This window comes from Chryseobacterium ureilyticum (assembly GCF_900156735.1).
In the GTDB taxonomy this organism is placed as follows: Bacteria; Bacteroidota; Bacteroidia; order Flavobacteriales; family Weeksellaceae; genus Chryseobacterium; species Chryseobacterium ureilyticum.
On the sequence record NZ_FTOL01000004.1, the window covers coordinates 126,872 to 153,028 of the forward strand.

The 26,157-nt window shown below is 33.9% G+C and carries 26 protein-coding genes; 11 read left to right on the forward strand and 15 right to left on the reverse strand.

Annotated features, from left to right (window positions below; all coding sequences use genetic code 11):
• Positions 1 to 38 precede the first annotated feature (38 nt).
• The 8 genes from BW983_RS13170 to BW983_RS13200 form a co-directional block, all read right to left on the reverse strand.
• A complete protein-coding gene (locus BW983_RS13170) occupies positions 39 to 1,994 on the reverse strand; it encodes an AAA family ATPase (RefSeq protein ID WP_228409005.1) in 1,956 nt (651 codons plus the stop codon).
• Positions 1,995 to 2,014: 20 nt separating this feature from the next.
• Complete coding sequence (locus tag BW983_RS13175) at positions 2,015 to 3,334, reverse strand: erythromycin esterase family protein (RefSeq protein WP_167369985.1); 1,320 nt, start codon at positions 3,332 to 3,334, stop codon at positions 2,015 to 2,017.
• 185 nt (positions 3,335 to 3,519) lie between these two features.
• Positions 3,520 to 3,840 (reverse strand): hypothetical protein, encoded by a 321-nt coding sequence (locus BW983_RS23710; RefSeq protein ID WP_139329273.1) that lies wholly within the window; start codon positions 3,838 to 3,840, stop codon positions 3,520 to 3,522.
• 69 nt (positions 3,841 to 3,909) lie between these two features.
• Positions 3,910 to 5,232 carry a hypothetical protein gene (locus BW983_RS13185; protein ID WP_076552381.1) on the reverse strand — a complete coding sequence of 441 codons (1,323 nt, stop codon included), beginning with the start codon at positions 5,230 to 5,232 and terminating at the stop codon, positions 3,910 to 3,912.
• Between the two features lie 31 nt (positions 5,233 to 5,263).
• Positions 5,264 to 6,556, reverse strand: a complete 1,293-nt coding sequence (locus tag BW983_RS13190) for a hypothetical protein (RefSeq protein WP_076552382.1) — start codon at positions 6,554 to 6,556, stop codon at positions 5,264 to 5,266.
• Positions 6,557 to 6,802: 246 nt separating this feature from the next.
• Complete coding sequence (locus tag BW983_RS13195) at positions 6,803 to 7,393, reverse strand: hypothetical protein (protein WP_076552383.1); 591 nt, start codon at positions 7,391 to 7,393, stop codon at positions 6,803 to 6,805.
• 5 nt (positions 7,394 to 7,398) lie between these two features.
• A complete protein-coding gene (locus BW983_RS24045; protein ID WP_167369986.1) occupies positions 7,399 to 7,548 on the reverse strand; it encodes a hypothetical protein in 150 nt (49 codons plus the stop codon).
• A gap of 38 nt (positions 7,549 to 7,586) precedes the next feature.
• Positions 7,587 to 7,955, reverse strand: a complete 369-nt coding sequence (locus BW983_RS13200) for a VOC family protein (RefSeq protein ID WP_076552384.1) — start codon at positions 7,953 to 7,955, stop codon at positions 7,587 to 7,589.
• A 216-nt stretch (positions 7,956 to 8,171) separates the two neighbouring features.
• Between BW983_RS13200 and BW983_RS24605 the strand changes: the two genes are divergently transcribed.
• The 3 genes from BW983_RS24605 (at position 8,172) to BW983_RS13205 (ending at position 10,152) form a co-directional block, all read left to right on the forward strand.
• A complete protein-coding gene (locus BW983_RS24605; protein ID WP_449391506.1) occupies positions 8,172 to 8,315 on the forward strand; it encodes a bacteriocin-like protein in 144 nt (47 codons plus the stop codon).
• A 28-nt stretch (positions 8,316 to 8,343) separates the two neighbouring features.
• A complete protein-coding gene (locus BW983_RS24610) occupies positions 8,344 to 8,490 on the forward strand; it encodes a bacteriocin-like protein (protein WP_165602241.1) in 147 nt (48 codons plus the stop codon).
• A gap of 342 nt (positions 8,491 to 8,832) precedes the next feature.
• Entirely contained in the window at positions 8,833 to 10,152 is a 1,320-nt protein-coding gene (locus tag BW983_RS13205) for an aspartate kinase (protein WP_076552385.1), read from the forward strand.
• Positions 10,153 to 10,218: 66 nt separating this feature from the next.
• Here the strand turns inward: BW983_RS13205 and BW983_RS13210 are convergent, their stop codons facing one another.
• Positions 10,219 to 11,166 carry a hypothetical protein gene (locus BW983_RS13210; RefSeq protein ID WP_076552386.1) on the reverse strand — a complete coding sequence of 316 codons (948 nt, stop codon included), beginning with the start codon at positions 11,164 to 11,166 and terminating at the stop codon, positions 10,219 to 10,221.
• Between the two features lie 503 nt (positions 11,167 to 11,669).
• Between BW983_RS13210 and BW983_RS13215 the strand changes: the two genes are divergently transcribed.
• Positions 11,670 to 12,338 (forward strand): DUF6973 domain-containing protein, encoded by a 669-nt coding sequence (locus tag BW983_RS13215; protein ID WP_076552387.1) that lies wholly within the window; start codon positions 11,670 to 11,672, stop codon positions 12,336 to 12,338.
• Between the two features lie 2 nt (positions 12,339 to 12,340).
• On the forward strand, positions 12,341 to 12,892 hold the full coding sequence (locus tag BW983_RS13220; RefSeq protein WP_076552388.1) for a hypothetical protein: 552 nt from the start codon (positions 12,341 to 12,343) through the stop codon (positions 12,890 to 12,892).
• 290 nt (positions 12,893 to 13,182) lie between these two features.
• Here the strand turns inward: BW983_RS13220 and BW983_RS13225 are convergent, their stop codons facing one another.
• From BW983_RS13225 to gndA, 5 genes are all read right to left on the reverse strand, one after another.
• Positions 13,183 to 14,334 (reverse strand): iron-containing alcohol dehydrogenase, encoded by a 1,152-nt coding sequence (locus BW983_RS13225; RefSeq protein WP_076552389.1) that lies wholly within the window; start codon positions 14,332 to 14,334, stop codon positions 13,183 to 13,185.
• Between the two features lie 236 nt (positions 14,335 to 14,570).
• A complete protein-coding gene (locus BW983_RS13230) occupies positions 14,571 to 15,446 on the reverse strand; it encodes an AraC family transcriptional regulator (protein ID WP_076552390.1) in 876 nt (291 codons plus the stop codon).
• A gap of 20 nt (positions 15,447 to 15,466) precedes the next feature.
• Entirely contained in the window at positions 15,467 to 16,195 is a 729-nt protein-coding gene (gene pgl / locus BW983_RS13235) for a 6-phosphogluconolactonase (protein ID WP_076552391.1), read from the reverse strand.
• Positions 16,188 to 17,708, reverse strand: coding sequence for a glucose-6-phosphate dehydrogenase (gene zwf, locus BW983_RS13240; RefSeq protein ID WP_076552392.1), 1,521 nt, complete (start codon positions 17,706 to 17,708; stop codon positions 16,188 to 16,190). The genes pgl and zwf overlap by 8 nt, the downstream gene beginning before the upstream one ends.
• A gap of 12 nt (positions 17,709 to 17,720) precedes the next feature.
• Positions 17,721 to 19,118, reverse strand: coding sequence for an NADP-dependent phosphogluconate dehydrogenase (gene gndA / locus BW983_RS13245; RefSeq protein WP_076552393.1), 1,398 nt, complete (start codon positions 19,116 to 19,118; stop codon positions 17,721 to 17,723).
• 1,008 nt (positions 19,119 to 20,126) lie between these two features.
• Between gndA and BW983_RS13250 the strand changes: the two genes are divergently transcribed.
• From BW983_RS13250 to BW983_RS13275, 6 genes are all read left to right on the forward strand, one after another.
• Positions 20,127 to 21,440 (forward strand): phage integrase SAM-like domain-containing protein, encoded by a 1,314-nt coding sequence (locus BW983_RS13250; RefSeq protein ID WP_076552394.1) that lies wholly within the window; start codon positions 20,127 to 20,129, stop codon positions 21,438 to 21,440.
• A gap of 26 nt (positions 21,441 to 21,466) precedes the next feature.
• Positions 21,467 to 21,742 carry a helix-turn-helix domain-containing protein gene (locus tag BW983_RS13255; RefSeq protein ID WP_076552395.1) on the forward strand — a complete coding sequence of 92 codons (276 nt, stop codon included), beginning with the start codon at positions 21,467 to 21,469 and terminating at the stop codon, positions 21,740 to 21,742.
• A 279-nt stretch (positions 21,743 to 22,021) separates the two neighbouring features.
• Positions 22,022 to 23,377 carry a hypothetical protein gene (locus tag BW983_RS13260; protein ID WP_076552396.1) on the forward strand — a complete coding sequence of 452 codons (1,356 nt, stop codon included), beginning with the start codon at positions 22,022 to 22,024 and terminating at the stop codon, positions 23,375 to 23,377.
• A gap of 391 nt (positions 23,378 to 23,768) precedes the next feature.
• The gene (locus tag BW983_RS13265) at positions 23,769 to 24,179 is read left to right on the forward strand and encodes a hypothetical protein (protein WP_076552397.1); all 411 of its coding nucleotides are present in this window, start codon (positions 23,769 to 23,771) and stop codon (positions 24,177 to 24,179) included.
• Between the two features lie 18 nt (positions 24,180 to 24,197).
• A complete protein-coding gene (locus tag BW983_RS13270) occupies positions 24,198 to 24,536 on the forward strand; it encodes a hypothetical protein (RefSeq protein ID WP_076552398.1) in 339 nt (112 codons plus the stop codon).
• Complete coding sequence (locus BW983_RS13275) at positions 24,523 to 25,341, forward strand: hypothetical protein (RefSeq protein WP_076552399.1); 819 nt, start codon at positions 24,523 to 24,525, stop codon at positions 25,339 to 25,341. Before BW983_RS13270 ends, BW983_RS13275 begins: the two co-directional genes overlap by 14 nt.
• Before the next feature lie 238 nt (positions 25,342 to 25,579).
• On the opposite strand, the gene BW983_RS13280 is transcribed toward BW983_RS13275, so the two are convergent.
• Positions 25,580 to 26,131, reverse strand: a complete 552-nt coding sequence (locus tag BW983_RS13280) for a hypothetical protein (RefSeq protein WP_167369987.1) — start codon at positions 26,129 to 26,131, stop codon at positions 25,580 to 25,582.
• Positions 26,132 to 26,157 lie beyond the last annotated feature (26 nt).

Below are 26,157 nucleotides of genomic sequence, written 5' to 3' on the forward strand. Positions count from 1 at the left end.
ACAATTGATCAAGACCGATCAATGCAAATCAAGAAAGTTTAAAGATCACTGACACCCATTTTTGAAAGATGCTTATGGACTGTCGAAAGGCTAAGATTTCTTTTCTCAGCAATATCAAAAGCTGTATTTCCCTCTTCAAATAATTGAAATGTGATAAGATGTGTAGGCTTTTTGCTCACCTTTACCGAAGTATCAAGCTCATTTTCCTTATTAAATAAAGCAATATCCAATAAAGTACAATCTTTTAGCTTTTCAAGATACTCGTGAAGGTCAGAAAGCAGGTTTTTTGTTTCTTCATTATACTCTTTTAAACCTTTGATCCCAATAGTTTCAGCATAGAAATCCTTTAGCGGCAGTAAAATCTGTTCTGCTATGTTTTTATAGAAAAAATTCACGGCTCCTTTACATTTATCTTCAATTTCGGTCCATGACAGATTTTCTTCTATAAAATGCTTAATACTTTGCTGGCTTATTCTTTTAAACTTTTCAGAGATTTTAAAAAGCCTCTCACTTTCTTTTTCAATAGAATGAGACAATCGTGCTGCTTTTTCCAGGCTGGATAATTCTGTGGTAAATAATGTTGTCATCCATAGTTTCACAGCTTCCTTTAACCAAGTTGAATCTACTGTCATTTGAACTTTATGAAGAGCATAATCATATTTTTCCTGCACCAATATCTCTTCCAAGCGGTCATCTACATTGGTAATACGTTGAAAATTTTCAATTCTGTCATCTTTAAATATTGCACTTTCCGGAATTCTGGATTTCAAAACAATTCCTTCCAACGTCCGGCAACGGCTCAATGCAACATATACCTGTCCACTGGCAAAAGATCTGCCCGCATCTACAATCACCCGGTCAAATGTTAACCCCTGACTTTTATGAATGGTAACTGCCCATGCAAGACGGATAGGATATTGTTCAAAACTTCCCAATACTTCTGTCGCAATATTTTTTTCAGCATCAAGAAAGTACCTTTTATTTTCCCAGACTTCTTTTGTCAGCGTAATCTCTCTTCCACTTGAATCCAGAATAGCTTTCACCGTGTTGTCATCCAGATAAGAAACCTCTGCAAGCTTGCCGTTATAAAACTTTTTCTCCGGTGAAGAATCATTTCTTATAAACATAATTCTGGTTCCTAATTTCAGTTCCATTACTTCATCAACCGGATATTGAGTCTCGTAAAACTGTCCTATGACCGAAGCTTGATAAAATCTTGAATCTTCTTCAATTTCAGACAATTTCTTCTGATTGATATGATCTGCGATACGATTGTGAGAACAGAGATGAATATAATGTTCATTGTCGGGTTCAAAATCCGGGTCATAACGGGAATTCAGAGCATCAAAATCCAATTCGGAAAGATCAGCATGTCTCACTGAGTTCAGGATTTCCAGAAATTTTTCATCCTGCTGCCTATAGACCTTCATCAGTTCTACAGTAATCAAAGAAGTATTCTGTAAAGCCTTTGCCGAAAAGAAAAAAGGTGTTTCGTAAAATTTTGACAATATCTTCTCTGAATCTTCTCTCACTACGGGCGGTAACTGATACAAATCTCCTATCAAGAGCAATTGCGCTCCGCCAAAAGGGAGTTGATTTCTTCTTACTCTCCTCAATGAATGATCCATCATATCCAACAGATCTGATCTCAGCATCGAAACTTCATCAATAATGATTAGTTCTATTTCCCGGAAAAGGTTTAATTTATCTTTCCGGTACTTAAAATGCGGAAACAGCTCATTGATATTCATCGCAAGATTAGGATCTACATATTCTGTAGTGGGAACAAACGTTCTTGAAGGAATTGAAAACAGAGAATGAATCGTTACGCCACCGGCATTCATTGCGGCAATTCCTGTGGGTGCTACAATAATATGTTTTTTACGGGTATTTTTTACAAATTCATTGAGAAAAGTAGTCTTTCCAGTTCCTGCTTTCCCGGTTAAAAATACATTTCTGTTGGTAAATTCTATTAGCTCTGTCAGTGATTCCAATCTTTCGATAAGCGATTTAATTATTGTCCATTCAAATCTACGGTTTTATCAATATAAATAACTCCGTTGAATGAAGAAGTATAATCCATTTTTGCTTCAAAACCCAGATCAAAGAGCCTTGAAGAAAACCAAGGATAACCGCTCGGCTTGCCTTGTGCATTCGGTAAAGGAATAAATAAAAGGTCTGTTTTCTTGGTTTTCAGATACCATTCCAAAGAACCTTCTTTTGATTCAGGAACCTTGGCTTTTTTGGTAAAATCAGCATGAAAAAAATCTTTTCCAAAGAAAGCCGGTGAAAAATTCCCGCTTCCCGAAGTAATCGCCAATGAATACACCTGATCTTTAAACGCTCTGTAAATTTCAGTTCCAAAATAAGTAAATCCTTTATAAGTATTGGTTTCGTACCATTGTTTGGCAAATTCAGGGTTGAAAGACATATAGGTATTAACATCCAATACATTGTGATTATTATGCGACCAAACCATAATTTTTTTCCCTGGGAAAATATATTTTGAAAGGAAAATAAAGTTCTCCGCCATCATAATATCACGACTTTTTTCCTGAATGACCAAATCAAACAGGTTTCTGATATTATTGACTTCAATCAGCCATAAGTTTCTCTGTCTGGGATCTACTGAACTGAATTTTACAGCTTCTTCAATCTTATTGATCTCAGTATTAAAATTATCATTATCTACAACATTCTTTTTGGAAGAAAATTCGTTTTGTAATATATATTCAAGGTCTTTCACAAACTTCCTGTACGCTTCTGAATCAACATTATACTGAGATGATTTCGCTATATCAGTAAGGTTTCCGATCAGTTTTGTTTTTGAAAAATTCCCTGCATGACGAGAATCTATCCCACCCAAAAGAATTGGATTGTTTCCTTTCAATTCATTTTTATAATAAGTCCATAAATCCTGACTTACATTACTTTCAGTCCAGCATGTATAAATATTTTCTTTAGCCGAAACATCTATCGTATTTAAATCTTTAATATCAGAAATTCCAAACATAATGGCGTAGAGATCCGCTTCAAACATCAGAACATCAAAACCTTTTTTCTCATGCAGATATTTTACTAATCTTGTCTTCATCTGAATGGCGCCACCATCTCCATGACTTGGCTCTCCCAGCAACACAAACTTTGCTTCACCAATGGATTTTCCTATGGCTTCAAGGTCATTAAAATTTGTATCATTCGGGGAAAGAGATCGTATTTTGCTGCCGCTTTTGTAAAGCTCGTCAATATATTGTTTTGAAAAGTCTGTTTTTGACTGTGCATTTGAAAAATGACCTGCCGACAGCAAAAGAGCCATCACCATAAGCTTTCTCATAAATAATTCCTGGTATTTAATTTTTTGCAAAATACACCAAAGATCCATAAAAGACAAACGAAATATATTGAAAAAAAGTAACTTTAGTAATATGAAAATAGAGAATTGAAGCCTGAGTTCTAACGATTAAAAGAGATCTTATTTTAGGAAATAATATCCCGGATTATGATTGATAGCAACAGATTTTATTTCTTACGGATCACTATATCTCCTTCTGCAAGCCTGATTTTTTCTTCATTAATGCTTACTTCCAACCAGTGATCAGGATCGTCGGATTCACAGTCGTTAATGATTCTGTAATCAGAATATCCGGTGTTTGAAGATGGTAATTCAATAATGGTATCAATCGTTTTTTTATTGATCTGATATTCGTCAAAGATGTTTATAAGATAAAGGGTTTCTGAAAGTTCTTTTTTAAGGTTAAGATTGGATTCTTTATCGATATTCTTGCTTATCAGATCGTTTAATTTATTGATTTCACTGGCAATAAAATCTCTCGCTGTCATAATCATTTACTTTAAGAATCTGAATTTAAAATTATTTTATGGGGTTTCAATATTTTAAGGCTCCCAATTCTATTGAACATTGAATCTTTGGGTTTGAAAATTCTCGGTGGAAATTCCATGCTTTTCAAAATCGGCTGTAATGATCTCTTTCAGTTTTTCAAATCGCTCTACAGATATTCCATCCAGATCTTTGGCTGCCAAATAAAAAAATGTTTCTTTATAAAGAGAGAGAATAGAACGGATTGATGCGTAGTCCATATTTTTCAGGACATCCTGCGTCAAATTCCCTTTAAGTGGTAATTCTATAGATGTACTTACATGAATAGGTCTGAATACGGTATCTTTCACTGCACGAAATTTAGATACAGGAAGCGATTCGTTCGGATTGTACACCGTTAAATAAACAGGAATATAATCACTATCATCTGATGTAAAAATACTTTTACTCATTACTGAAAAGAAATCAATGGATGAATTCACTACAGTCATATGATAAGCTACATGATCAGGGTTATTTATATATTTTTCCAGATTTTTATTGTCTTCTTCTCTTCTTAATCCAAAAATATTGATTTTCGGAGTGTAAGGGTCGCTTTCTATTTCAGGTATAAATTCTATTTTAGCTTTGGGATCATTGGTAAAAAGAGAAACGGGTCCAAATTTTCTGGAATAGTCTGTGGCAATTTTTTGTGCCTTTGCTCTGTTGCTTTCATAATCAATTTCCATCTTAAGTGCCATATTGGTAAGTTCCTTAGCCTCTCTTTTTCGTTTATTCTGAATAAAATCTTCTCCGCAGGTACGGGCAATCATAAGCAAAGCAACAGCTACTGATAATGAAAGTGTAATATATTTATAATTCTGTTTTTTTGAACTTTTCAATTGTTGAACAAGTCTGGCAAATAGGTTTTCAGTTTGCTTTTCTTCATTTTTTGAATATTGTTCAGCCTTGTCTTCCAAATTTCTAAGCAGCTCATTTCTGAAAGCAATAAATGTTTCTATGTCACTTTTTGATTTTTGATTTTGAGGATTGAAATTCCAGACTATCTTTTTTCCGTTCTTAAGCTTTATTTTTGTTGAAGGAAAAGGTTGCCCCAGCCCTCCATAAGACGGTATACTTTCAATATCATCATATTGAACCCGACCATAGTTTTTAGAACTAAAACCTTCACTATCTATCGTAATGGTATCTATATCTTTTGATATCTTGATATATCTGAACATACAATACACAATGGCTCCTACTCCTAAAGGAATAAACACCCAAAGTGCCCACGAACTGTATTCTACCAGCGCAAAACTTCCCAGAATAACCACAAGCGGAATAATAAAGAATGACGACAGCACATATAATGCTCCTTTATTATTATGATATTTAAAAGTAAATTGTTTCATGGTTGTTTTTATCTCACAGTGTCCTGTCCTATCAGTTCTTGATCAGCTTATAATTGCCTGTTACATCGTCTTTCCCGACTGTATAACCGTCCGTAAGCTCAAGAATCCAGCCTTCACCGGAAATCTTCTTACCTTCTGTTTTTACAGGATTTGAAATCGAAATTTTGTCCCAATTAGGGCTCATCAGCGCTGCTCCTTTATCTACAGTTAAAATTCCCCAGCGATCTGTCACTCTTATGTTGGGATATACAGTTCCTTTATCTTCTACGGGAACAATATTTCTCGGATCAAAAGAGATATTCATTTTTTCAAACTTGATTTCAAAGTGAGGTTGGGTAATTAATTTCAGCTTATATTCTGCAATCAGTTTTTTAGTTCTTTCTTCTCTTTCGGCTTCCTCTTTCTGTATTTTTTTTCCATTATAAACAGCAGAAACAACCTGAACTGCTTTTTTTAAATCCCTGGGAATGCTAATGTTGAAAGCTTTGATGAAGTAATCCGTCAAATCAGTACTTACTGAGATCGCTTTATTCCAGTTTTTGTCTTTATCATATAGTAAATATCCGTAAACAGGAATAGTATAATAGGCAAATGACCGTACAAACGTAGGGTTTTTAAAAAACTCATTTATTTCATTCTGAAAGAACGCTGAAACTTCTGCCTTATTTCTGTTGCTGATAATCACTCCTGTAAATTCTGCCAATCCTTCATTTAATTCCAGTTGATTTTCAGAGCTATCAGAATTTTCATACAACTGATGTCTGTACTTTCTGAAGGTAAGTGCGTTCGTAAGATGTTCATGTTTTTCCTTTTCTGAACGTGACTGAATTGCTTTCTTTAGAGCTTCCAGTTCCAAACGCAGATATATTCTTCCCTCCTTCTGATCAAGGTGATTATTGTCTGAATTCTTAGATGTAAATCCTAACGATGGCTGAATTCTGTGAAATGATTCGTGAGCCAATAAATTGATCCTGTTGTGTTTATTCTGAGAAAGCGGAAGCATGATCATTGCCCATTTTTTTCCATTCCAGTCTATTGCCGTGTTTGCAATATTAATCTTGCCCGGTAAAACACCTGAATAAATATTCCCATTAGGTTGTAAAGAACCTACATCATCTTGCTCATTGGCAAAAAACGTTCTGCTTTCCGGGTTGATTAAAATGGTTGGTCCATATAAATCTTTACTCCAAAGTTCCGTATTGGCATGTGCAGCTGTTTTAAGCTCATCAAAAAAAACGGAAATACTGTCTTGAGAAACAGATTGCTGCCCTTTTATACTTTGATTTAATACGAAAACGGCTGTTATTAAAATGGTAAATCTCATTACATTCAGGGTTCATCTAATAGGTTGGAAATGGCTTTTGTGATTAAAATTACATGAAAACACTCATTTTAAACACATTTATACTGCTAATATAACAAATTACACAATAAACAACTGATTTATAATAGGTAAGCAAGGACAACGTTTAAGTTTTGGAAAGAAACCATTAGACAGTTTTATCTTTGTTTTAAACAAAAAAGCCCCAACTTATTAAAAGTCAGAGCCATATACTTGAAAATATTTATATTACAAACTGATATTGTCTAAAAAGTCTTTTAAATCTGTAATCGAGATCATATTACCAGATGCAATAACAGAAAATCTGTTTCCTTCCAGATAATGAATGCTTGTCATATCGTCGCTTTCGTACATACTTGAATCAAAGAAAACCTGCCAGCCTTTATAAGGTTTGATATTCGTTTTATCTCCAGGCTCTTCTGTCGTTTTTATGTCCAGATAACTAAGCAAGTTTGTTTTCACTGTCTCAGCTCCTGCACCAGCCCCATCTGTTACCATCAGATAAACATTCTTATCTCCTTTTTTATAATTTGCTGTAGCATAAGAACCAGAACCAGTCTCTTTATCTTCAAAGGCAGTCACTTCCGTTAATGTAAAACCAGCCACTTCCTTTTTAAATTTAGCTTTAAAATCAGCCTTAGCAATAGGTTTCATTTTTTTTAATTCCTTTGCCAGATTTTCGATCTTTAATGAATCTGAATCATTTTGTGTGTTCTCGATCAAAACAGTGGGACGTTCATTTGCAAAAACTGAATTTGTACTCACTGCCAATACCATTGCACCAGCTAAAAGTCCTTTTCCCCAATACGTAAATTTCATAATTTCTAATAATAGTTTTTTACTACAACAGTCTTTACAAAAAATAAACCAAGACTTCTTTCATCATGCCCTTTTGGAAGAAAATCCCTGATTTCAGCTAGTGATTTTTTATAATTCCAATCATCATCTGCAATATTGTCTATGATTCTATTCACATCAATATCCCTTTCTTTTATTTCAAATCACGATTTTCTTATGGGTTTGTCTGTACATTAAATACTGTTCCCGCTGGATCTGTGATCCAATGCATACCTTCCGGAAGCTCTTCAATTTCGTCACAGGTTTCTACCCCATTTGATCGTAAATATTGTGTTGCTTCATCTACATTAGGAACTGTCAACTGAAGCCATGTTTCAGAATGAGTATAATTGTCTACACAATCAAGCCAGATTATATTATTTCCGAATTTCACTTCATGTGTTCTGGAAACGGTGGGATGATCAATAGGTTTTTCTTCAACTTCCAATTTTAGAATATCTCTGTAAAAGGAAACTGTTTTTTCATATTTATTTTTAGGAATTTTGATTGCGATATTAATTCCTGCTTCAAATTTTGGAGTCATAGTTTTATGATTTTGTTGGTAGTACAAAGTAATTGAATTGAAGAGGTATAAGACTTATCTTATGACAAGAATATTAAATTTTCAGTATCAAAACTTAATAATTCTTACCAATTCACAACAAAAGTTAAATATACAATCATATTAAAATATTTTTAATGCAATTTCACTTTTGTTTGAAAAATTTAATTAATTTCGAATTCACTAAATCTAAACGTTATGAAAAATTTAAAGAAAATCGAAAGACAAGAAATGAAAACAATTAACGGTGGTATTAATTGCCCTGGTGGGCAAATATGCTTAATCGGGGGCAAATGGCAATGTATGCCTTTTGACGGATGTGGCGGTGGAAATCAGCCTTAAATTATAAGTTTAATTTAATATTTCGATTATGAAAAATTCTAAGAAAATTTCAAGAGATCAATTGAAAAGTATTAACGGAGGAGCTCTAACTTGCTCTGAGGCATGCTGTCCACCTCCGGGAATAAAAAGATGCCCTTGGGTGATTTGTGTAGCACCTTGTGATATATTAAGTTAAATATCACTCATCTGAACAATAACAAAAGCCTTGGAATTCCTGATTCTGAGGCTTTTATTTGACAACTATTCTCATTTGCATACCTTTTAACTATTTTATTATTAAAAAAATTTCACGGAATTATATTTTTTTTTCTGGAGTTTCATGAAAATATGTATATTTGCCGTGCAAAAAATAAGAAATGATTTTATCTAACTTAAAAAAGGGAAAGAAACAGTACTTACGTCGAACGTCGTGAGTCATTTTCCTTTGGTTAGAAACCAGATACATCAGGAGCTTGTCATCACGACAAGCTCTTTTTTTTTGCTTAAAGTTTTTTTAATAATTTAATATTATATATTCATGAAAGTATTGAAATTTGGAGGGACTTCAGTGGGAAGCCCGGAAAGGATTGAACATTTATTGCCTATTATCCAATCTCAGGCAGCTAATCAGCATCTGGTAGTATTATCGGCGGTTTCAGGAACTACAAATGATCTGGTTACATTATCAGAGCTGTATGCAGGAAAGGAATTGGAAAATGCAAAAAAACATCTTGATTCGCTTTATGAGAAGTATAAAAAATTTGTAGCAGAATTATTCAAAACTGAACAGGGAGCTGCTGAAGCTTTGACATTTATCAATACTATATTCGAGCTTCTTTACAGCTTTGAAAACTCTAATTTCACTTCTACTGAAGAGCGTATTATATTGGCTCAGGGAGAAATTATTTCTACCACTTTGTTCCATTTACATTTAAAGGAAACAGGGGTTCCTTCCGTATTGTTATCAGCCCTTGATTTCATGCTTATTGATGAAGAAAACGAACCGGATATTGAGTACATCAGAGAAAAAGCAGGTATAGAAATTGCAAAATATCCTGCTGAAAGCTTATTCATTACACAAGGTTATATCTGCCGAAATGCTCAGGGTGAAATAGATAATCTGCGAAGAGGAGGTTCAGATTATACGGCTTCTTTGCTTGGAGCAGCTTTAGGTGTCGAAGAAGTTCAGATCTGGACGGATATTGATGGTTTTCACAATAATGACCCAAGATTTGTTCAGAATACAAGACCTATCGCTAAACTTAGCTTTGATGAAGCGGCAGAGCTTTCTTATTTTGGGGCTAAAATCCTTCACCCTCAAAGTGTTTTCCCTGCAAGAAAATATAATGTTCCTGTAAGATTACTGGACACAATGAATCCTCATAAACCAGGGACTTTGATTTCAGGAGAAAGCATCAATCAGAATCAAATTGTGGCTATTGCAGCAAAGGACGGTATTACGGCAATCCGTATTCAGTCTTCCCGTATGCTGATGGCGTATGGTTTCCTGAGAAAGGTTTTTGAAGTTTTTGAGCGTTTCAAAACTCCTATTGACATGATTACCACCTCGGAAGTTGCTGTTTCACTGACGATTGACCAGACGGAATACCTACCTGAAATTCTAAAAGAACTTGAAGTTTTCTCAGCCGTAGATATTGATCATGAGCAGACTATCATTTGTATCGTTGGTGATTTCAGAAAGAATAATCACGGACATGCTACAATTGTTTCGGAAGCGGTAAAACATATTCCGATCAGAATGATTTCCTATGGCGGTAGTGAGAATAATATTTCATTATTGGTTCCGTCTACCTATAAAATTGAAGCTTTACGATCGTTGCACAACAGATTGTTTTAAGATATCATTTCAAAAGAGATTATTCCTTGTGAATAGTCTCTTTTTTAATCAGCCATCATATTCTGTTTAGATAAAGGGCAATCTATTTTCGATCGCAAACTCCTCAAATTCAGCATTAAGATGGGCTTTTTCAAATACAAGATATACCTGCTTTAGCTTCTTCAATTGTTTTAATATTAAAAAACTTTCTATATTCATATTTCTGATATGAGTAATCTCCAGAACTTCTAAGTTTTCCATTTCCTGAATATGATCGATAGACTTCAGGTTTTTTAATCCTAAAAGTGATAGTTTTTTGATCTTTTCCGGATTCTTAAACTTTGGGATCTCATTAATCCCATTCATATATCTTAAAGAAACATTGACCAGATTAGGCTGAACTGCTATATTTTTTTGAAAATCCAATCCGTTACACTTTTCTAAAGTCAGATTCTCAAGATTGGGAAACTTTTCTAAGAATAGTTCCGGATCAATTAATTTTCGATGTACTCTCAGTTCACGTATCAATTGATAATTATTTATCAATTTTAAATTCAAATCATAGACAGCCAGGCATTCCATTTGTGAAAAGGATTTAATAGTAGAATATTGTTCTTTACTCAACCCTTCACACAGGTAGCTGAAATATTTTAGTTCAGAAAATCTCTTCAATTCATCAAGTTGGAGGTTCTTTTTGGCATGGGTTGAAATATCCAGATAACTTAAATAATGAATACTCTTTAAAAAATTTAAGGTTTCTAATGGCTCATCATAATCACTTACATATATTTTCAACTTAGAAACGTTCGACAAATATTGAAAAACATGGATTCCTGAAACAACATGATCTGAATGAAAACTCTCCGACTCTATAATAACAGAGATCAAAAGTTTTTTTTCAAGCAGTATTTTATTTAAAGTAATTAATTTTTCAATTTCGACCTTTTCCTCAATTCTAACAGTAAGTATTTTGTTTTTTTCATCCGATATATTTTCAATATCACTGAAAGTCATTGTATGCAGATCAACCAGCATTATTCAAGTTTTTAAATGTTTTTATAAAGATAGGAAATGTGATAAATATAAGCTACCAGAAAGGAAAAAACACTATTTAACAATTAATAAAATGTTCATAATCTATTCACGCCACTGCAATTTTTATGTTCTAGTTTTGACATCGAAAAGCAAACGTAACGATTGATGAGAGCGAAGAAATGTATAATAATTTTAAAAGCTGGTGAAGTAAGCAGAACGGAAATAAAAAAAGCGAGGTATCTTTTCCTTAATCATCTCTATGAGCAGCTCCCGCTTTCCTATTTACAAATCTATCTTAGATCATTGAGAATAATAGCCCGAAGTAATTTTATTTATTTCTCAGTAAAAATACAGTTGACCACAGCACCAATAACAACCACCTTCTTTAAATTCACAACAATCTTACGTTATACGATTCTTTCTATTCAAAATTCACATCAGGAAAACCTGCAAAACAGGATAGTCCACAAAAAACTAATATCAATTTTTTAAATTTTAAATACATGAGAAACTCGAAAGTAGTTGAACTCAACAGTACATTAGAGCTGTTGAATGAAAATGAATTATACTCCTTCAAAGGAGGACTTGCCGGAGGACAGAGCGAAACGGAAATCCCTGAAATAATTATTCCTGCTCCGGACAGAGATGATGATGGCGGAACTAATCCTCCTGACACGGATCTACCTACCTGGGATGACGATGATCTGCCTATCTGGGGTGATGATGGTCCACCTGATGGAGGTACAGGCGCCGGAAATGGAAGTAATGATGTTCCGGCTGATGCTTTTGGAGGTATATTTTCATTAACGCTTGCGGAAAGATCGTTTCTAGCACATCACGTTCCTGCTTTAGGGGTTTTAAAAATGATTGGCAATTACAACCTTGCTGTGGAAAAAGGCAATGGTATTAATAATGAAGCAGATGCTTTAAGACACGCTCTGTGGTCTGCGTTAGATGCTGCAGATATTGGTGTTAATTTAGCAAGACAGTTTCATACATTACATGAAACAGAACATCCGGGAACTCCTGCTGAAAATGCCATGGATTTGTATAATAACGAATGGGGATATAATTGGTTCTTACAAAATGGCAACCCAGAAGATAATATGCCTAAATTCGAGCTTGATTTTAATACCGCAGTTATTAACGGTTCGATAAAAACCAAACCATAGAAATGCAAAAGTTAATCAAGTATATCCTGTTACTGCCTTTTTTCATTATTTTTTCCTGTCAAGGACAAACAAACCCTGACTGTTTGATACAATTGGAAGAAAAGTTATCTCCAAAAGTAAATGAGGAAAATAAAATAGGAGAAATTATCAATATAAAGGATGATGTCAATTGTTTTGAATGGGACACTTTAATTGTTCAATCAGCAATAAACAGTAAAAAAAGCATGGAAAAGGATTTAGGGATAACCATCCCGTTCGAGTATAACTTTAGCATGGGTGATGAAAATACAGCAATACTACTTTTTGTGAAAAATAATAATGTAGTACACTATATCTCACAAAGGCGAACAGTAGATCGAAAAACGCTTGACCAGGCTAAATCTGTTAAAGCATCCAGCTTCATCTATTTATTAAATAATTACGGCAATAATGTCTATGCTAAAATACCTAAAGAAAAAGCTATTTTCGAGACTTATCCAGTGATCTATCACGACAAAAGTAAAGAAACGGAATGGGCTTTAAAATATGGCATGGGCGTAAAAGTTAAAGAATAGAATAAACTAAAAAATTAACAAAAATCCTCCAATTCTCTAGAATTGGAGGATTTTGAACTTTTGTCAAATCATAGTAGTTATACAACCTTTAGCACAATCTTCAAATGGATACCAGTATTTCTATTTGAAGGCATGCCAATTCATTAAGTGATTGATATCTAAAGGTGAATTAAATACTGGAAGAGAAAAGTGAGTCGAGTTATAAAGAACAGCTCTTTCAATTTTAAATGAACTTTTTACACAACAAAAAGTAGTTTTCTACCTCTTTCTTCCAGCTTACAAACCTTTAATTAATTCTGATAAATCTCTCCTTCATAAGAAGCATTGTATAGGTCTTTCAGTTCCTGAAGGCTTGGCTTACGCGGATTAAAACCTGTACATGGATCTTCCAAAGCATTTTTAGTGATATAGTCAAGATTTTTTTCCCAGTCTTCACGAGAAATACCAAATGCTTTCAATGAACCGATATTATTCACAGAATTTCTCAATTTCTCAATTTCCTGTGCCAGTTCTTCTGCTGATTCTTTTCCAACTAGCTTAGCCAGATCCGGATATCTTGTTGTAGCTGTCTGATTATAACGGATTACATTCGGAAGGAAAATCGCATTAGCAGCACCGTGAGGAATACCATATAAAGCTCCTACCTGATGTGATAGTGAATGTACAATTCCCAGCCATGCGTTATTGAATGCCAAACCTCCCATAAATGAAGCATCATGCATATTCTGACGTGCCTTGATATTAGTCGGATTATTTACCGCTTCTTCCAGATTTTGGAAAACGATCTCTAAACCTCCTTTTGCCAATACATCTGCATAATTATCTTCAATATTTGATACATAGGCTTCAACGCAGTGGGTCAGTGCATCCAAACCGGTATTTGATGTGATATGCGCTGGCATTGTAGCACAGATTTCTCCATCTACAATGGCAATATCCGGAGTCAATTCATAAGAAACAATCGGATATTTTATTCCTTTTTCTCTATCAGTAATAACAGCTAATCCTGTAGTTTCTGTTCCTGTACCGCTGGTAGAAGGAATGGCTACAAATTTTGCCTTCTGGCGTAATACCGGTACACTGAAAGGTTTCGTCATTGCTTCAAAATCAGCATTCGGATATTCGTAAAACACCCACATCATTTTAGCAGCATCAATAGCAGAACAACCTCCAAGACCTACGATCCAATCCGGTTGAAAATCACGCATTACAGCAGCTCCCTGAAGACTTGTAGCAGAAGACGGATCTTCTTCAACACCATCAAAAACAATAGTTTCCAATCCAGCTTCTGTCAGATAACCTATTGCACGGTCTAATGTACCGCTTCTTTTCATTGATTGTCCACCAGTTACAATAACTACTTTTTTTCCAGACAGTTTTTTTAATTCTGATAAACTTCCAGGACCATGAAATACTTCGCCGGCAACAAATAACTTGCTCATAATTTTTATTTAAAATTTCTGATACAAAGGTACTCTGCCCTACACCGCTGATGTTATACATTAAGTACTATATGATATACATTTGATCCACTCAAAATGAATACCCGTAATATATATTTAAATTTAAAATATCATAGAAGCATATGTTATAATTATAAAAAATTCGTGCATTTGTGGCAGATTTTATTAAGTTTGCCATAAATGCACGAATACAATTGTCAATATTTTTATCAAGCTTACGTCTTATACATTTGCGCAAGTTGCTGTTGCAGATTGGTAGGAGTATCATCAAGTTTTGCCTTTACAAACTTATTCAATGCTGCAGGTGAATTAAATCCCAGTTCAAAAGCAATTTCCTTATGGGAATAATTAGATAATAAAAGCAATTGTTTGATCTCGTTCATAATTCTTGCATGGATGGTTTCTATGGAAGTTAAGCCAGCTGTTTTTTTGGTAATTTCATTCAGTTTTTTAGGTGTGATGAATAATTTTTCAGCATACCAGCTTACAGTTCTTTCCGTTTTATAGTATTTTTCCAACAGCTCCAGAAATTTACCATAAATTCTGGTATTTTCATTGGTCAGCTTATCTTTGTCCCATCTTGTATGTACAAATTCCACCAGCTTCAGCAAGGTTATCTTGATATAAAATCGTGCCTGTTCTTTTTTGACAGAGGTGAGGTCATTGTATAGTTTTTCGATTTGTTCTAATAATAATTCCACTTCATCTGTCTCTTCTACAGGCAATTCGATATGATTGAGTTTTACTGAGATATTATGATTGTAAATGCTTAATTCATTTTTAAGAATATCCGAGCAAAACAAAACCTCATCAAACAAAATCATTTTTCCTTCAAAGTTATCACTGATCTGTTCTTTTGACGATAGCTGTCCGGGAAATATAACACATATATTATTTTCTGTAACATCATACTGACGGTCTTCCACCTGCATATCCATCTTCCCTTTTTTGACAAATAAAAGACAAAAATGATCTTTTGTATGAGGTTCTCTATATTGTTCCAGTGCATGTCGGTCCAAATCAAAAATATGAAAGGGCGTGATTGCCCTTTCAGAATTGTGTTGTATATCCTTTAAATGATGTGTTACCATAGTTTCAACTGCTTATAAAACTAATTATTACTGTTTAAAAGTTTTGCAGCTTTTTCATCAACTAAAAATAATAATTCGCCATCGGAAGGCTTCAATAATTGCGAAGGATACAGTGAAGGATTATACTCACCTTCCAGTACTTCTTTCAAAGCATCTGCCTTGGCTTCACCAAAAGTTATCACGACTGTTTTTCTGGCTTTATTTAAAAAAGGAGCTGTAAGGGTAATCCTGTACATTTGCTGTGCATCAAGATAGTAAGCAGAAACCCACTTCTCCTGTTCTTTCAACACTTCGGTTCCCGGGAACAGAGAAGCGGTATGTCCATCCCCTCCCATTCCAAGAAGAATAAGATCCATCACCCCATCATTCCCTAATTTCTCTTTCAAAAGTGCATTGTACTCTGAAGCGAAATCCTCTGGCTTTATGCCATCTTTATACATTGGAAAAATATTGTCGGACAGAACGGGTACATTGTTCAAAAGAGTATCATATGACATTTTAGCGTTACTCAATTCATTATCCAAGGGCACCCATCTTTCATCACCCCAAAAAACCAGAACTTTACTCCAGTCAATTTGCTTTTTATATTGATCTTCTGACAGCAACCTGTACAATCCTTCCGGTGAAGAACCTCCCGTTAATGCAACGGTAAAATTCCCTTTCTTATTTATTGCTTCATTAGCTACGTTAACAAATAGTTCTGCAGCTTTTTTTATAATTTCTTCTTTTGTTGGTAATATATTAAGCATTTATTTCAGTTTTCAAAGTTATAGGAGAATTAGAAAGCCAATGATGTCCCTGTCTTTTCAGTAATTCATCTGCTTCTTCCGGTCCTGAACTTCCGGCTGGATACGTATACATTTTAGAAACGTTTCCTTTTTCCCAAGCAGTCTGAATATTAGTGATCACATCCCAAGCCTCTTCTACCTGATCTGAACGCATAAACAGAGTGGAATCTCCATCAAGAGCATCCAATAATAAGGTCTCGTAGGCTTCCGGTGTATCTGGTGAACATTCAAAATAATCGAATACCATTTCCGCCGGTTTTAATTTCATATCAAGTCCTGGTTTTTTGGTCATAAATGATAATTTGATGTCCATTTCAGGCTGAATATCAATCGTTAACTTATTAGGTTGCAACTGATTTATTCCATTATTAAAAATAGTGCTTGGAACTTCTTTAAAGCTAATGACTACAGAAGATGTCTTTTCTGACATACGTTTACCGGTTCGCATATAAAACGGCACCCCCTTCCATCGTTCGTTATCGACATAAAATTTCATTGCCACATAAGTTTCCGTATTTGAATGTGGGTTTACTCCAGGTTCCTGCAAATATCCCTGTTTTGGCTGCCCATCAATCTCACCAGCCATATATTGTGCTCTTACCGTATAATGATTAATATCTTTCGGATCAATTCTTCTGACACTTTTTAACACATCTACTTTCCTGTTTCTGATCTCTGTAGATTCAAAAATCATAGGAGCTTCCATAGCAACCATACAAAGAATCTGCATTAAGTGGTTCTGAATCATATCACGAAGTGCTCCTGAATTATCATAGTATCCGCCACGATCTTCAACCCCTACTGTTTCTGCTACGGTAATCTGCACAGAATCAATGTATTTATTATTCCACAAAGGTTCAAAAATAGTGTTCCCAAAACGGAAAGCAAGGATATTCTGTACATTTTCCTTTCCTAAATAATGGTCAATACGGTAAATCTGTTCTTCCTGAAAGTTTTGCGCCAGAAGTTTATTCAAAGCTAAAGCGGATTCTTTATCATACCCAAAAGGTTTTTCAATAATCATGCGGTCTTTATCTACATTTTCAGCTACCCCGATTTTTTTGAGATTATTTGATACCTTTTCAATAAAACTAGGTGCTACAGAAAGATAAAAAAGACGATTTGCTCTTGTTCCTATATTAACATCAATAGCATCAAGCTGATTTTTCAGTTGAATAAAAGATTCTTCCTGTGTAATATCAAACCTTACAAATCTAATTTTCTGACTGAAAGTATTCCATTTCTCTTCAGAAAAATTTTTGATCCTTGAGAAATTTTTGATATTTTCTAAGATATAAGTTCTGAATTCTTCTTGTGTATGTTCGGTTCTTCCCAGTGAAAGAAGCTCAAATTCATCAGGCATCCACCCTTCCAGAAACAGATTAAAAAATGCAGGAAATAATTTTCTTTTTGCCAAATCCCCCGTTGCCCCAAAGACCACGATAGAGGTTGGCTTTTTATCATTATTTTTCATTCGATTTATTTTTTATGATTCCCAACGGGTGTGAAAAATTCCTTCTTTATCGATTCTTTCGTAGGTGTGAGCACCAAAGAAATCTCGTTGAGCCTGAATAAGATTGGTTGGTAAATTTTCTGTACGGTAAGCATCAAAATAAGACAATGCATTCATCCAGGCGGAAACAGGTGTTCCATTTTGAATTGCTTCTTTCAGAACTGAACGAATACTGCTTTGTGCTGACATTAGCTTTTCAGCAATATGTTTATCAAGTAATATATTTGGTAAATCTGGTTGTAAGGCAAATGCTTTTCTAAAGTCTTCCAGTAAAGTTGCCCGGATAATACAGCCACCTCTCCAGATTTTGCATACTGTTTCCAAATGCAGTTCATAGCCATAAGTTTCTGAAGCTACTTTAAGCTGAGCAAGCCCTTGAGCATATGTTGTTATAATAGCAAAGTAAAGACCTTGTTTCAGTTCCTCCAGATTGACATTATTGATATTTTGATCATTATTCCAAGTCAATAATTTTGAAGCCTGAATTCTTTCCGGTTTGTATTTGGACATGTCTCTCATATTTACCGCAGCATCAATAACTGGCACAGGAACCTGTAGGTCCATTGCATTTTGTGAGGTCCACTTTCCTGTTCCTTTGGACTTTGCCCAATCTGAAATCAGATCTACCAAATATTTATCACCTTCTTTTTGTTTCAGAATATTGGCTGTAATTTCAATAAGGAAAGAGTTTAATTCTTCTTTATTCCACTGCTCAAAGGATTGTTGTATGGTTTCATGATCCAAATGATAAACATTCTTCATGATGTCATACGTTTCTGCGATAAGCTGCATAATTCCATATTCTATACCATTATGCACCATTTTCACATAATTTCCCGCAGATCCGTTGCCTAAAAATTCTACGCAAGGTTCTCCATCTACTTTAGCTGCAATGGCTTCGAAGATCGGGCGCAAACGTTCATACGCTACTTTATCACCTCCGGGCATCATGCTAGGTCCTCTTCTCGCACCACTTTCTCCTCCTGATATTCCCATCCCAAAAAAATGAATCCCTTTAGAAGAAAGTTCTTTATACCTTCTGTCTGTATCTGTAAAATAGGTATTTCCGCCATCAATGATAATATCTCCCTCATCCAGAAAAGGAAGTAAGGTTTGTATTGCTCCGTCAACAGGAGCTCCTGCAGGAACTAAAAGCATAATGGCTCTCGGCTGTTCGAGGGATTTTACAAATGCTTCCGGCTGAACAGTAGCAAAGATCTGATGATCATTTTGCGCTTCTGCCTGTAATGAATCTGCCTTTTCCTGATCCAGGTCTAATCCTGCAACAGCATATCCGTTATCAGCCATATTAAGCAATAAGTTCCGTCCCATAACGCCTAAACCCACTATACCAAAGTTGTATGTAATCATTTTCAAAATATTTTTATGAATGTCAATTTATATCATGTGTGCTGGTCAATTCGTTTCAACAAACAGCATCCAGCAATCCTGTATTTAAAATACTTTATTAAAATTAACTCTTATTTTCGAAATGTTTGAAATAAAAAAAGAGATATTTATATAATCAATAGAAGGGTTCTTTCTGGAAGAAGGAAGTTGGAAGCTGGAAGTTCTTTTTAGTCAGACAATTAACAACAATGTACTATAGGCATATTTTAAAATTTAACAAAAAGAAGTGCAAATGCTTATGCTGTGTCTACTAAAATCAAGAATAATAAAAAGCAAAGTGTCATGCAAAACATTTTTTTGTATAATCTCAAGTTTTGCGCTTTATTCCATTCATTTAAATGTAAGAAAATACAGGCAAAAAAATTCAAATAAAAAAGCCTTAGAATAAAAATTCTAAGGCTTTTTATGCGGAGAGTGAGGTTCTAATACGATGACTTTTATAAGTTAGTTATTATCTTTTATGCCCTGTTAATCACTGTTATGATAGATTTCATTAGATTATGAGTAGTCATATATATGTATATCTAATCATAAATGTGGGGAAACGGTGGGTAAAAGCATCTTTTCTTTCCAACATAAAAGTAAGTATTAAATATTTGATTTTTTATTAGATTATCTAATTTGACTATAATATAATAGATTAATTAATCTGACAAAATATTTTAAGTTAAAGTTTGTTAAAAATTTGCATAATTCAATAGTTTTTCATATATTTGCATCCGTATTTAAGATACAGAATATGTTCTTTCATTGAATCTATAGAGTTAACATAAGTAATCATTTATGTTATGCCAACCTACCAGACCTTACTGGCAAGGTGGAACAACGATTCGGCTAACAAGCAAGGTTCTAACGAATCATCAAAGGTGTAGATTTTTACTCTATAAACTTTCATATAGAAGTTTAAAGAATTCCCCACCTCTATGTTATAAGAATATACAGGTAAACAATTTTTTAAATTATAGTTATATGTTAAAAGTAAAATTTTTAGTTAAAAACCCTAAAGAAGGGTTAAACACAATCTACGTTCGTGTAAGAGCTGGGAGAAAGCTTGATTTAATCTCAACTACTAAAGAAGTAACAAATCTTTCGGATTGGAATTCGGAAGACGGCTTCCTATTAGAGAGCTTTAAAGAGCTTAGAAATGGTAAAATGGTTGATAGAAGGGGTGCTGAGGTCAAAAACAGGATTCTAGAGAACACAAAAGTCAATTACAGGTTAGCAGAGCTAAAGAAAGAAATTGAGGACACTTACAAAGCCTCAGGGCAATTTGATACCCCAACTTTGAAAGGGTTGATATTTCCAGTTGTTATAGAAACAGAAGATTTAAGCAAACAGGGCTTTGTAGACTACTGTGATATTTTTGTTAAATCGAAAGGTTCCAGTATAAGTGAGGACTACGTGACTAAAGTAGAAAGCATTAAGGATATAGTAAAACACTATGTTAAAGGTAAAAAACTGAAAAGCTTATCATTACTTGACATAAATGTTGACTTCAAAAATGACTTTGAAAAGCATTGTTCAAGTGAGGTATATGGGGTGAACTACTTTGAAAGAAATTTCAAGTTCATGAAAACAATTCTTTATCATGCCCAATCAAACGGTTATCCTATTTATCACGGTCTAAGCAAAATCAAATGCCTGACTGAAAAGACAATGTTTGTCATACTAACTCCACAAGAGCTTGAACTCATTGAGGAAAGAGAATTTTCGGATGAACATCTGGAAACAGCAAAGGACTGGCTTTTAATTTCCTGCTATTCAGGGCAACGAATTTCTGATTTTATGAGATTCAACACCAATATGATTACCAAAAAGCCAACCAAAGAAGGAGAAAGGTATTTCATAGAGTTTATACAAGAGAAGACTAAAAAACAGATTCTACTTCCCTTGCATAAGAAGATTATTAAAATCTTAAAGAAAAGGGATTGGAGTTTTCCAAGAAAGATGTCTGAACCAAGATACAACGAGCACATTAAAAGAGTTTGTGAGTTTGTAGGCATTGATGAAGAGGTTGAAGGTACTTTGTCTATTGATTTATCAAAAGAGGGTAAAACTTCTATCTCTACAAAAAACAAAAGAAGAAAAGTAAAAGGGATGTATCCAAAGTACAAGCTAATTAGTAGCCACACAGGAAGGAGAAGCTTTGCTTCCAACAACTTTGGAACAATCCCCACTCCTTTGCTTATGAGAGCTACAGGGCATTCATCGGAAGCTATGCTATTAAAGTATATCGGGAAAATTGAGGAGCAACAATCATTAGCACTAGCAGAATATTTATAAACATTAAAAACACAAAATTTACTATTATGAATGACATTATCGTAACGAACAAAAACAGTATTCAAGAAATCATTAGAGAAGAGGTGAAAAAAGCACTTATTGAGTGGGCACAATGGTTTGAAGCCAGAATAATTAATGAAGATAAGATTTATACAAGAGAGGAAGCAATTCAGTTTCTAACGATTAGCCCCAGTACATTAACCCGATGGACAAAAGAAGGAAAAATTAAAGCCTTTGGTATAGGGGACAGGGTGTATTATAAACACATTGATATTCTAGGAGCTTTGGTTGCTATCAATTAGAAAACTGCTTAATCCCACTTCATTGTCTGTGGGATTCCCTTTTTTTGTTTCCAGTATGAGAAAACCCATTTTTAATGATGATTCTCACTTAATCCCTAACCTTGGAAACAGCACTTTAACTCAAATTTAAACCAACAAAAAGACATAGTAAAGTACTTTGTACAGCCAATGCTATGTCTTTTTTCTCTTAAAATTTTCTTAAACAATTATAAAAAAGAGTCAAAAACCTTGAATTTCATTCAAGGAGGTTAGGCTTTTGTTTTAAACAAAGAAGTCAAAATGAACAAGATAAAAACAAAACGAGGGTTTGAGAAAAGACCTGCCAGAATTACAAAATTTATTTCTCTACCAAAATTCATTGTCAGTAAATTGGAGAACTCAATTCTGAATAACCCACCAACATTCAATTTTAACAATTCTTTAGCATTCTATTTCCTGAATCTTATTGCTACCAGAAGGTTTATAGACCCAAATTTTGATGAGTGTTTCGAGGGATTCGTTTCTCTGGATTCCAAATTGCTGGAACACTATTCCTACAATTACAAAAAGTACTTTATATATTTCACTGATAATGGAATACTAGAAAAAAGAATATACTCCAAAGATAAGAACAGAGCCAACTCCTTTAGATTCATCTACAATTCAGAAATTGATTGCAAGGAGTTTGTAAAAGTGGATATAAGCAACCTGCAAAAGTTAAAAAACTTTGAACTCATTGAGAAGTACACTGGCAAAGATGAAAAGTGTTCACATCTTGTTAAATGGTTTTATGAAGGTCTGGAAATTGATTCCCAACAAGCCATTTTGGAAGCCCAAAAAGAGCCTAACTTTCTAAAAAGACAATCTTATCTATTGGGGATAGAAAAGCTGAAAAACAAGGAATATTGGTTCACCAGAAACAGCCACACAGACAACAGATTGCATACCCCTTTGACAAATTTGTCAAAAAAATTGAGACCATTCCTCAGTTTTAAGGGAGAAAAACTAGTTAATCTGGATATAAGGAGTAGTCAACCTTACTTTCGGGTAGTATTGATAGAGAGGATATATTCTAGAATAGCTACCCTAATGTTCGAGAATGTTAAAAATCATCTCTATTCATCAGGGTTTCGGAAGGAGTATAGTAAGATTAAAAACTGGATTCTGAACGAGGACTTTTACACTGAAATATCGAAAGTCTTATTTGAAGGCAGGAAAATATCTTTAACACGGACTGAGTGGGCTGGAAGAGGTAAAAACAAGGAAAAGAAAACAGTTACTTATGAAAACGAAAGGGAGCTAACAAAGAAACTCATCCTAAGATTATTCTATATTGATACCAACAGTTACCTGTACAGGCATGATTCAGACCTTAAAATATTTGATGAAAAATTTCCTTATTTCTCAGCCTTCCTGAAAGAGTTGAAAAAGAGTAACTACAAATATCTAAGCAAGTTAATGCAGAATGAGGAAGCTCATTGTATTTTAGATGAAGTAACCAAAAGACTGAACCAGTTATACCCTAAAATGCCTTTATTTACAATACATGACAGCATTATGACAACTGAATATTGGGCTGAAAGAACCAATTTGAAGAAACTGATTCAATCTATGATGCTTGAAGTAAACAGAGTTAAACCTCAAATTAACAATTAGGACATGAGTTATGAGGGTTTCTGTTGCTGGCTTCCAGTATTAAGGAACTCCCATGAAAAGAGTTTTATCATTCTGAAACAACACAAAAGCTATTTTACAAGAAATAGATTTTAAACATTCAGTTTGATTTAATACCTTTGCAATTCAAATTTTATCGAAAAAAGAAAAGCATTAGCTATTATTCTGTTGACTGGAATCTGGTAAATTCAATTAAAACACGGAATAAGTAAGTTGATTGCTCATGCTCTATATGGGCATGGGTATCTGCTTATTTGTGTTTTAGGCTTACCAGAGCCCCAGTCATCAAATAAGAACTACAGACCCATGCCTTTCTTATTTAAAGACTAAACAACACTACTTTGGGTTTGGGTGGATTAATAAAATTCATCTTATGAAAAAGACTTTATTACTGCCACTTTTGGCTATGTCATTGTTAACTTTAAATTGTTCTGGAAACGATGATGATTCAGCACCACAGCAAAACAATCCTGTAACAACTCAATATTTTCACCCTCCTGCATGGATTCAAGGAAGCTGGAAAATTTCTAATACATCAACAAGTTATTTCAAATTCACCCACGAAGATTTTATACTTGTAACACCTTACACGAGTTACAAGGCAGTTTTAACACAGACAGCAGCTACGGGGCAACCTGCTAAAGTAGTAGAACAGACCTCAGACTATTACTATGAGTTTACAATAACAGCAGGAGCTTCCTCAGGGCAATATAAGTTTAAGAAAATCAGTGATACAAAGATTCAATGGGTTGGTAGTACTCCTTTCTTTTTAGATAAAGAATAACCTTTAAACAAAACGAACATGAAACGAAAAATTTTATTTATAGCTTGCTTATTGGGTGCTCTCTATACTGGAAATGCCCAAAGTAACACCAGTCAAAACGGAGAAGTTGACCCTTTTGCTTCCTATGAAGACAAAAGTCCCTCATGGAAAGGAGAAAAAGTTGATGTAGACAAATATTATAACATTCAGCCTGATGGGTCTTATATCATGAAAGATATCAACCAAAAGAAATTGAAGACAAATACTGATAATACAATGGTACTTATTGTTGTTATTCTATTCGTTGGTATAGGAATAATTGGAGCAATTGTAACTAATAACCAGAAAAACACAAATAACAGCCATGACAGGGAATAGATTTTATGACAAAATCCATAACTGGCTACTTCCAGTGCCAGAACAGCAGTGTGATGTTTTTCCTCCTTTACATCATTATCAGACACCATTTCAAAAACTCATACTAGATTATTTGGCTTGGAATGGGATTAATAAAAAAGGAAATGTAACCAGTAATAAGGTTTATCCAACTCGTATGGAAATTCTGGAAGCTAAGAGCACATTAAGAAAATGTGGTTTTTCAACTGGTGTATATCTTGAGAAACTTGTAGTTTCAGAGTTTCTGGAAATGAAAAGAAATATCCCTGATTTAGATTCAGAAACATTCATCCCTGTTTTTGAAGATAGCTTCCATAATCTAAAACTCACCCAATTTGCCACTTTAGAGGCTCAAAAATCGAATAAAATCCTAAAAGAATACTACGACACCATAAAGATGTTTTTAATCGAAATACAAGCTTGTTTAAAGATTAAGTATTTAAGAACTAGAATTGAGTGTAATTTTTCTGAAATTGGAAGCTGGAATAATCCTACTAGAGTAGAGGAATTTGTAACTCCTTTTGCAAAGGTAGGTTTAAATTGTCATAAATCAGCCAAATTCAGTATTAATTATTTTATAAATCCTCACCTTAAAGAACTAATAGGGGAATCTCTGGGTGATACTCTGGAAAAACAATTCAATGAGTTTATCACTGGTGAAATGAAAGACCTTATAAAGTTGATTCCATTAAACAGGAGATATGACAGGTATTTTGAGGAGTTATTGAGATTTTCCAGAACACACCCAAACTATAAAGCTTTTATTACAGATAAAAATTCTTTATAAATTGAAAGACAAGCATAGACCTTTTATGAGGTTTTAGAAAAGAGAAATTCCCTCTAATTTCAGGGGGAATTTTCATTTCTCTATATAAGTAACAACATAAGTGCTCTATTTCACATGCTTAAACATTGATTTACAAGCGCTTATCAAAAACAAAAGGCAGATTGAGAAAAATGGGTTTATTTTATACTTTCTAACTCTGAAAATTTTATGTCATCTCTTATCTTCTAAATAGAATCCATTATTTTCTAATAGGATTACAGTCTTCAATAATACTAGGCAACTTCAACATACTTTTTGTCTCTTGTAACTCTTCTAGTATTGAATTGCAAAAAAACACAATTTTCAAATCTTTGTTATATTCAAAACTCCAATGTCTTGAGTAATGATACATTGCATTTTCTTGATAAGGTTGTACTGGAAACTTTGTTGATGTAGAAGCACTTTTAAAGTTCTTTAATAGAAGTTCTTTATTTTCTTTTGTATCAGTTCTTATAACTATTTTATATTTCTTATATAAAACTACTGTATCCGTAGGCTCCATAATACCAGGACAAGTATAACAATTATCTAAAACATCAATACTTTTTAGAGTTTCGTCTTTATTACTCAAGCCTAATAACAAGTACTTTTCTTCCGAATTAAACTTAGTATTTTTTGCTTCATAGTATGAAATGTAATTATCTACTATCCAATTCACATCTATTGCATGTGCTTGCTTTTTTTGGGAATAACATTTATAACATAGCAATGTTATAAACATTAAGGTAAGGAACTTAGTTACAGTTTGCACTTTTGTTACTATTTAATTTTGTAAAT

Excerpts from the sequence above, each read along its gene's own strand:
- BW983_RS13225 (WP_076552389.1), bottom strand. The coding sequence starts at position 14,334 with ATGAGCAAGTTATTTGTTGCCGGCGAAGTATTTCATGGTCCTGGAAGT.
- BW983_RS13220 (WP_076552388.1), top strand. The coding sequence starts at position 12,341 with ATGCAAAAGTTAATCAAGTATATCCTGTTACTGCCTTTTTTCATTATT.
- BW983_RS13260 (WP_076552396.1), top strand. The coding sequence starts at position 22,022 with ATGAACAAGATAAAAACAAAACGAGGGTTTGAGAAAAGACCTGCCAGA.
- pgl (WP_076552391.1), bottom strand. The coding sequence starts at position 16,195 with ATGCTTAATATATTACCAACAAAAGAAGAAATTATAAAAAAAGCTGCA.
- BW983_RS13250 (WP_076552394.1), top strand. The coding sequence starts at position 20,127 with ATGTTAAAAGTAAAATTTTTAGTTAAAAACCCTAAAGAAGGGTTAAAC.
- BW983_RS13215 (WP_076552387.1), top strand. The coding sequence starts at position 11,670 with ATGAGAAACTCGAAAGTAGTTGAACTCAACAGTACATTAGAGCTGTTG.
- BW983_RS13210 (WP_076552386.1), bottom strand. The coding sequence starts at position 11,166 with ATGCTGGTTGATCTGCATACAATGACTTTCAGTGATATTGAAAATATA.
- zwf (WP_076552392.1), bottom strand. The coding sequence starts at position 17,708 with ATGAAAAATAATGATAAAAAGCCAACCTCTATCGTGGTCTTTGGGGCA.
- BW983_RS13230 (WP_076552390.1), bottom strand. The coding sequence starts at position 15,446 with ATGGTAACACATCATTTAAAGGATATACAACACAATTCTGAAAGGGCA.
- BW983_RS13190 (WP_076552382.1), bottom strand. The coding sequence starts at position 6,556 with ATGAGATTTACCATTTTAATAACAGCCGTTTTCGTATTAAATCAAAGT.
- BW983_RS13265 (WP_076552397.1), top strand. The coding sequence starts at position 23,769 with ATGAAAAAGACTTTATTACTGCCACTTTTGGCTATGTCATTGTTAACT.
- BW983_RS13175 (WP_167369985.1), bottom strand. The coding sequence starts at position 3,334 with ATGAGAAAGCTTATGGTGATGGCTCTTTTGCTGTCGGCAGGTCATTTT.
- BW983_RS13255 (WP_076552395.1), top strand. The coding sequence starts at position 21,467 with ATGAATGACATTATCGTAACGAACAAAAACAGTATTCAAGAAATCATT.
- BW983_RS23710 (WP_139329273.1), bottom strand. The coding sequence starts at position 3,840 with ATGACAGCGAGAGATTTTATTGCCAGTGAAATCAATAAATTAAACGAT.
- BW983_RS13185 (WP_076552381.1), bottom strand. The coding sequence starts at position 5,232 with ATGAAACAATTTACTTTTAAATATCATAATAATAAAGGAGCATTATAT.
- BW983_RS24610 (WP_165602241.1), top strand. The coding sequence starts at position 8,344 with ATGAAAAATTCTAAGAAAATTTCAAGAGATCAATTGAAAAGTATTAAC.
- BW983_RS24605 (WP_449391506.1), top strand. The coding sequence starts at position 8,172 with ATGAAAAATTTAAAGAAAATCGAAAGACAAGAAATGAAAACAATTAAC.
- gndA (WP_076552393.1), bottom strand. The coding sequence starts at position 19,118 with ATGATTACATACAACTTTGGTATAGTGGGTTTAGGCGTTATGGGACGG.
- BW983_RS13205 (WP_076552385.1), top strand. The coding sequence starts at position 8,833 with ATGAAAGTATTGAAATTTGGAGGGACTTCAGTGGGAAGCCCGGAAAGG.
- BW983_RS13270 (WP_076552398.1), top strand. The coding sequence starts at position 24,198 with ATGAAACGAAAAATTTTATTTATAGCTTGCTTATTGGGTGCTCTCTAT.
- BW983_RS13195 (WP_076552383.1), bottom strand. The coding sequence starts at position 7,393 with ATGAAATTTACGTATTGGGGAAAAGGACTTTTAGCTGGTGCAATGGTA.
- BW983_RS13200 (WP_076552384.1), bottom strand. The coding sequence starts at position 7,955 with ATGACTCCAAAATTTGAAGCAGGAATTAATATCGCAATCAAAATTCCT.
- BW983_RS13275 (WP_076552399.1), top strand. The coding sequence starts at position 24,523 with ATGACAGGGAATAGATTTTATGACAAAATCCATAACTGGCTACTTCCA.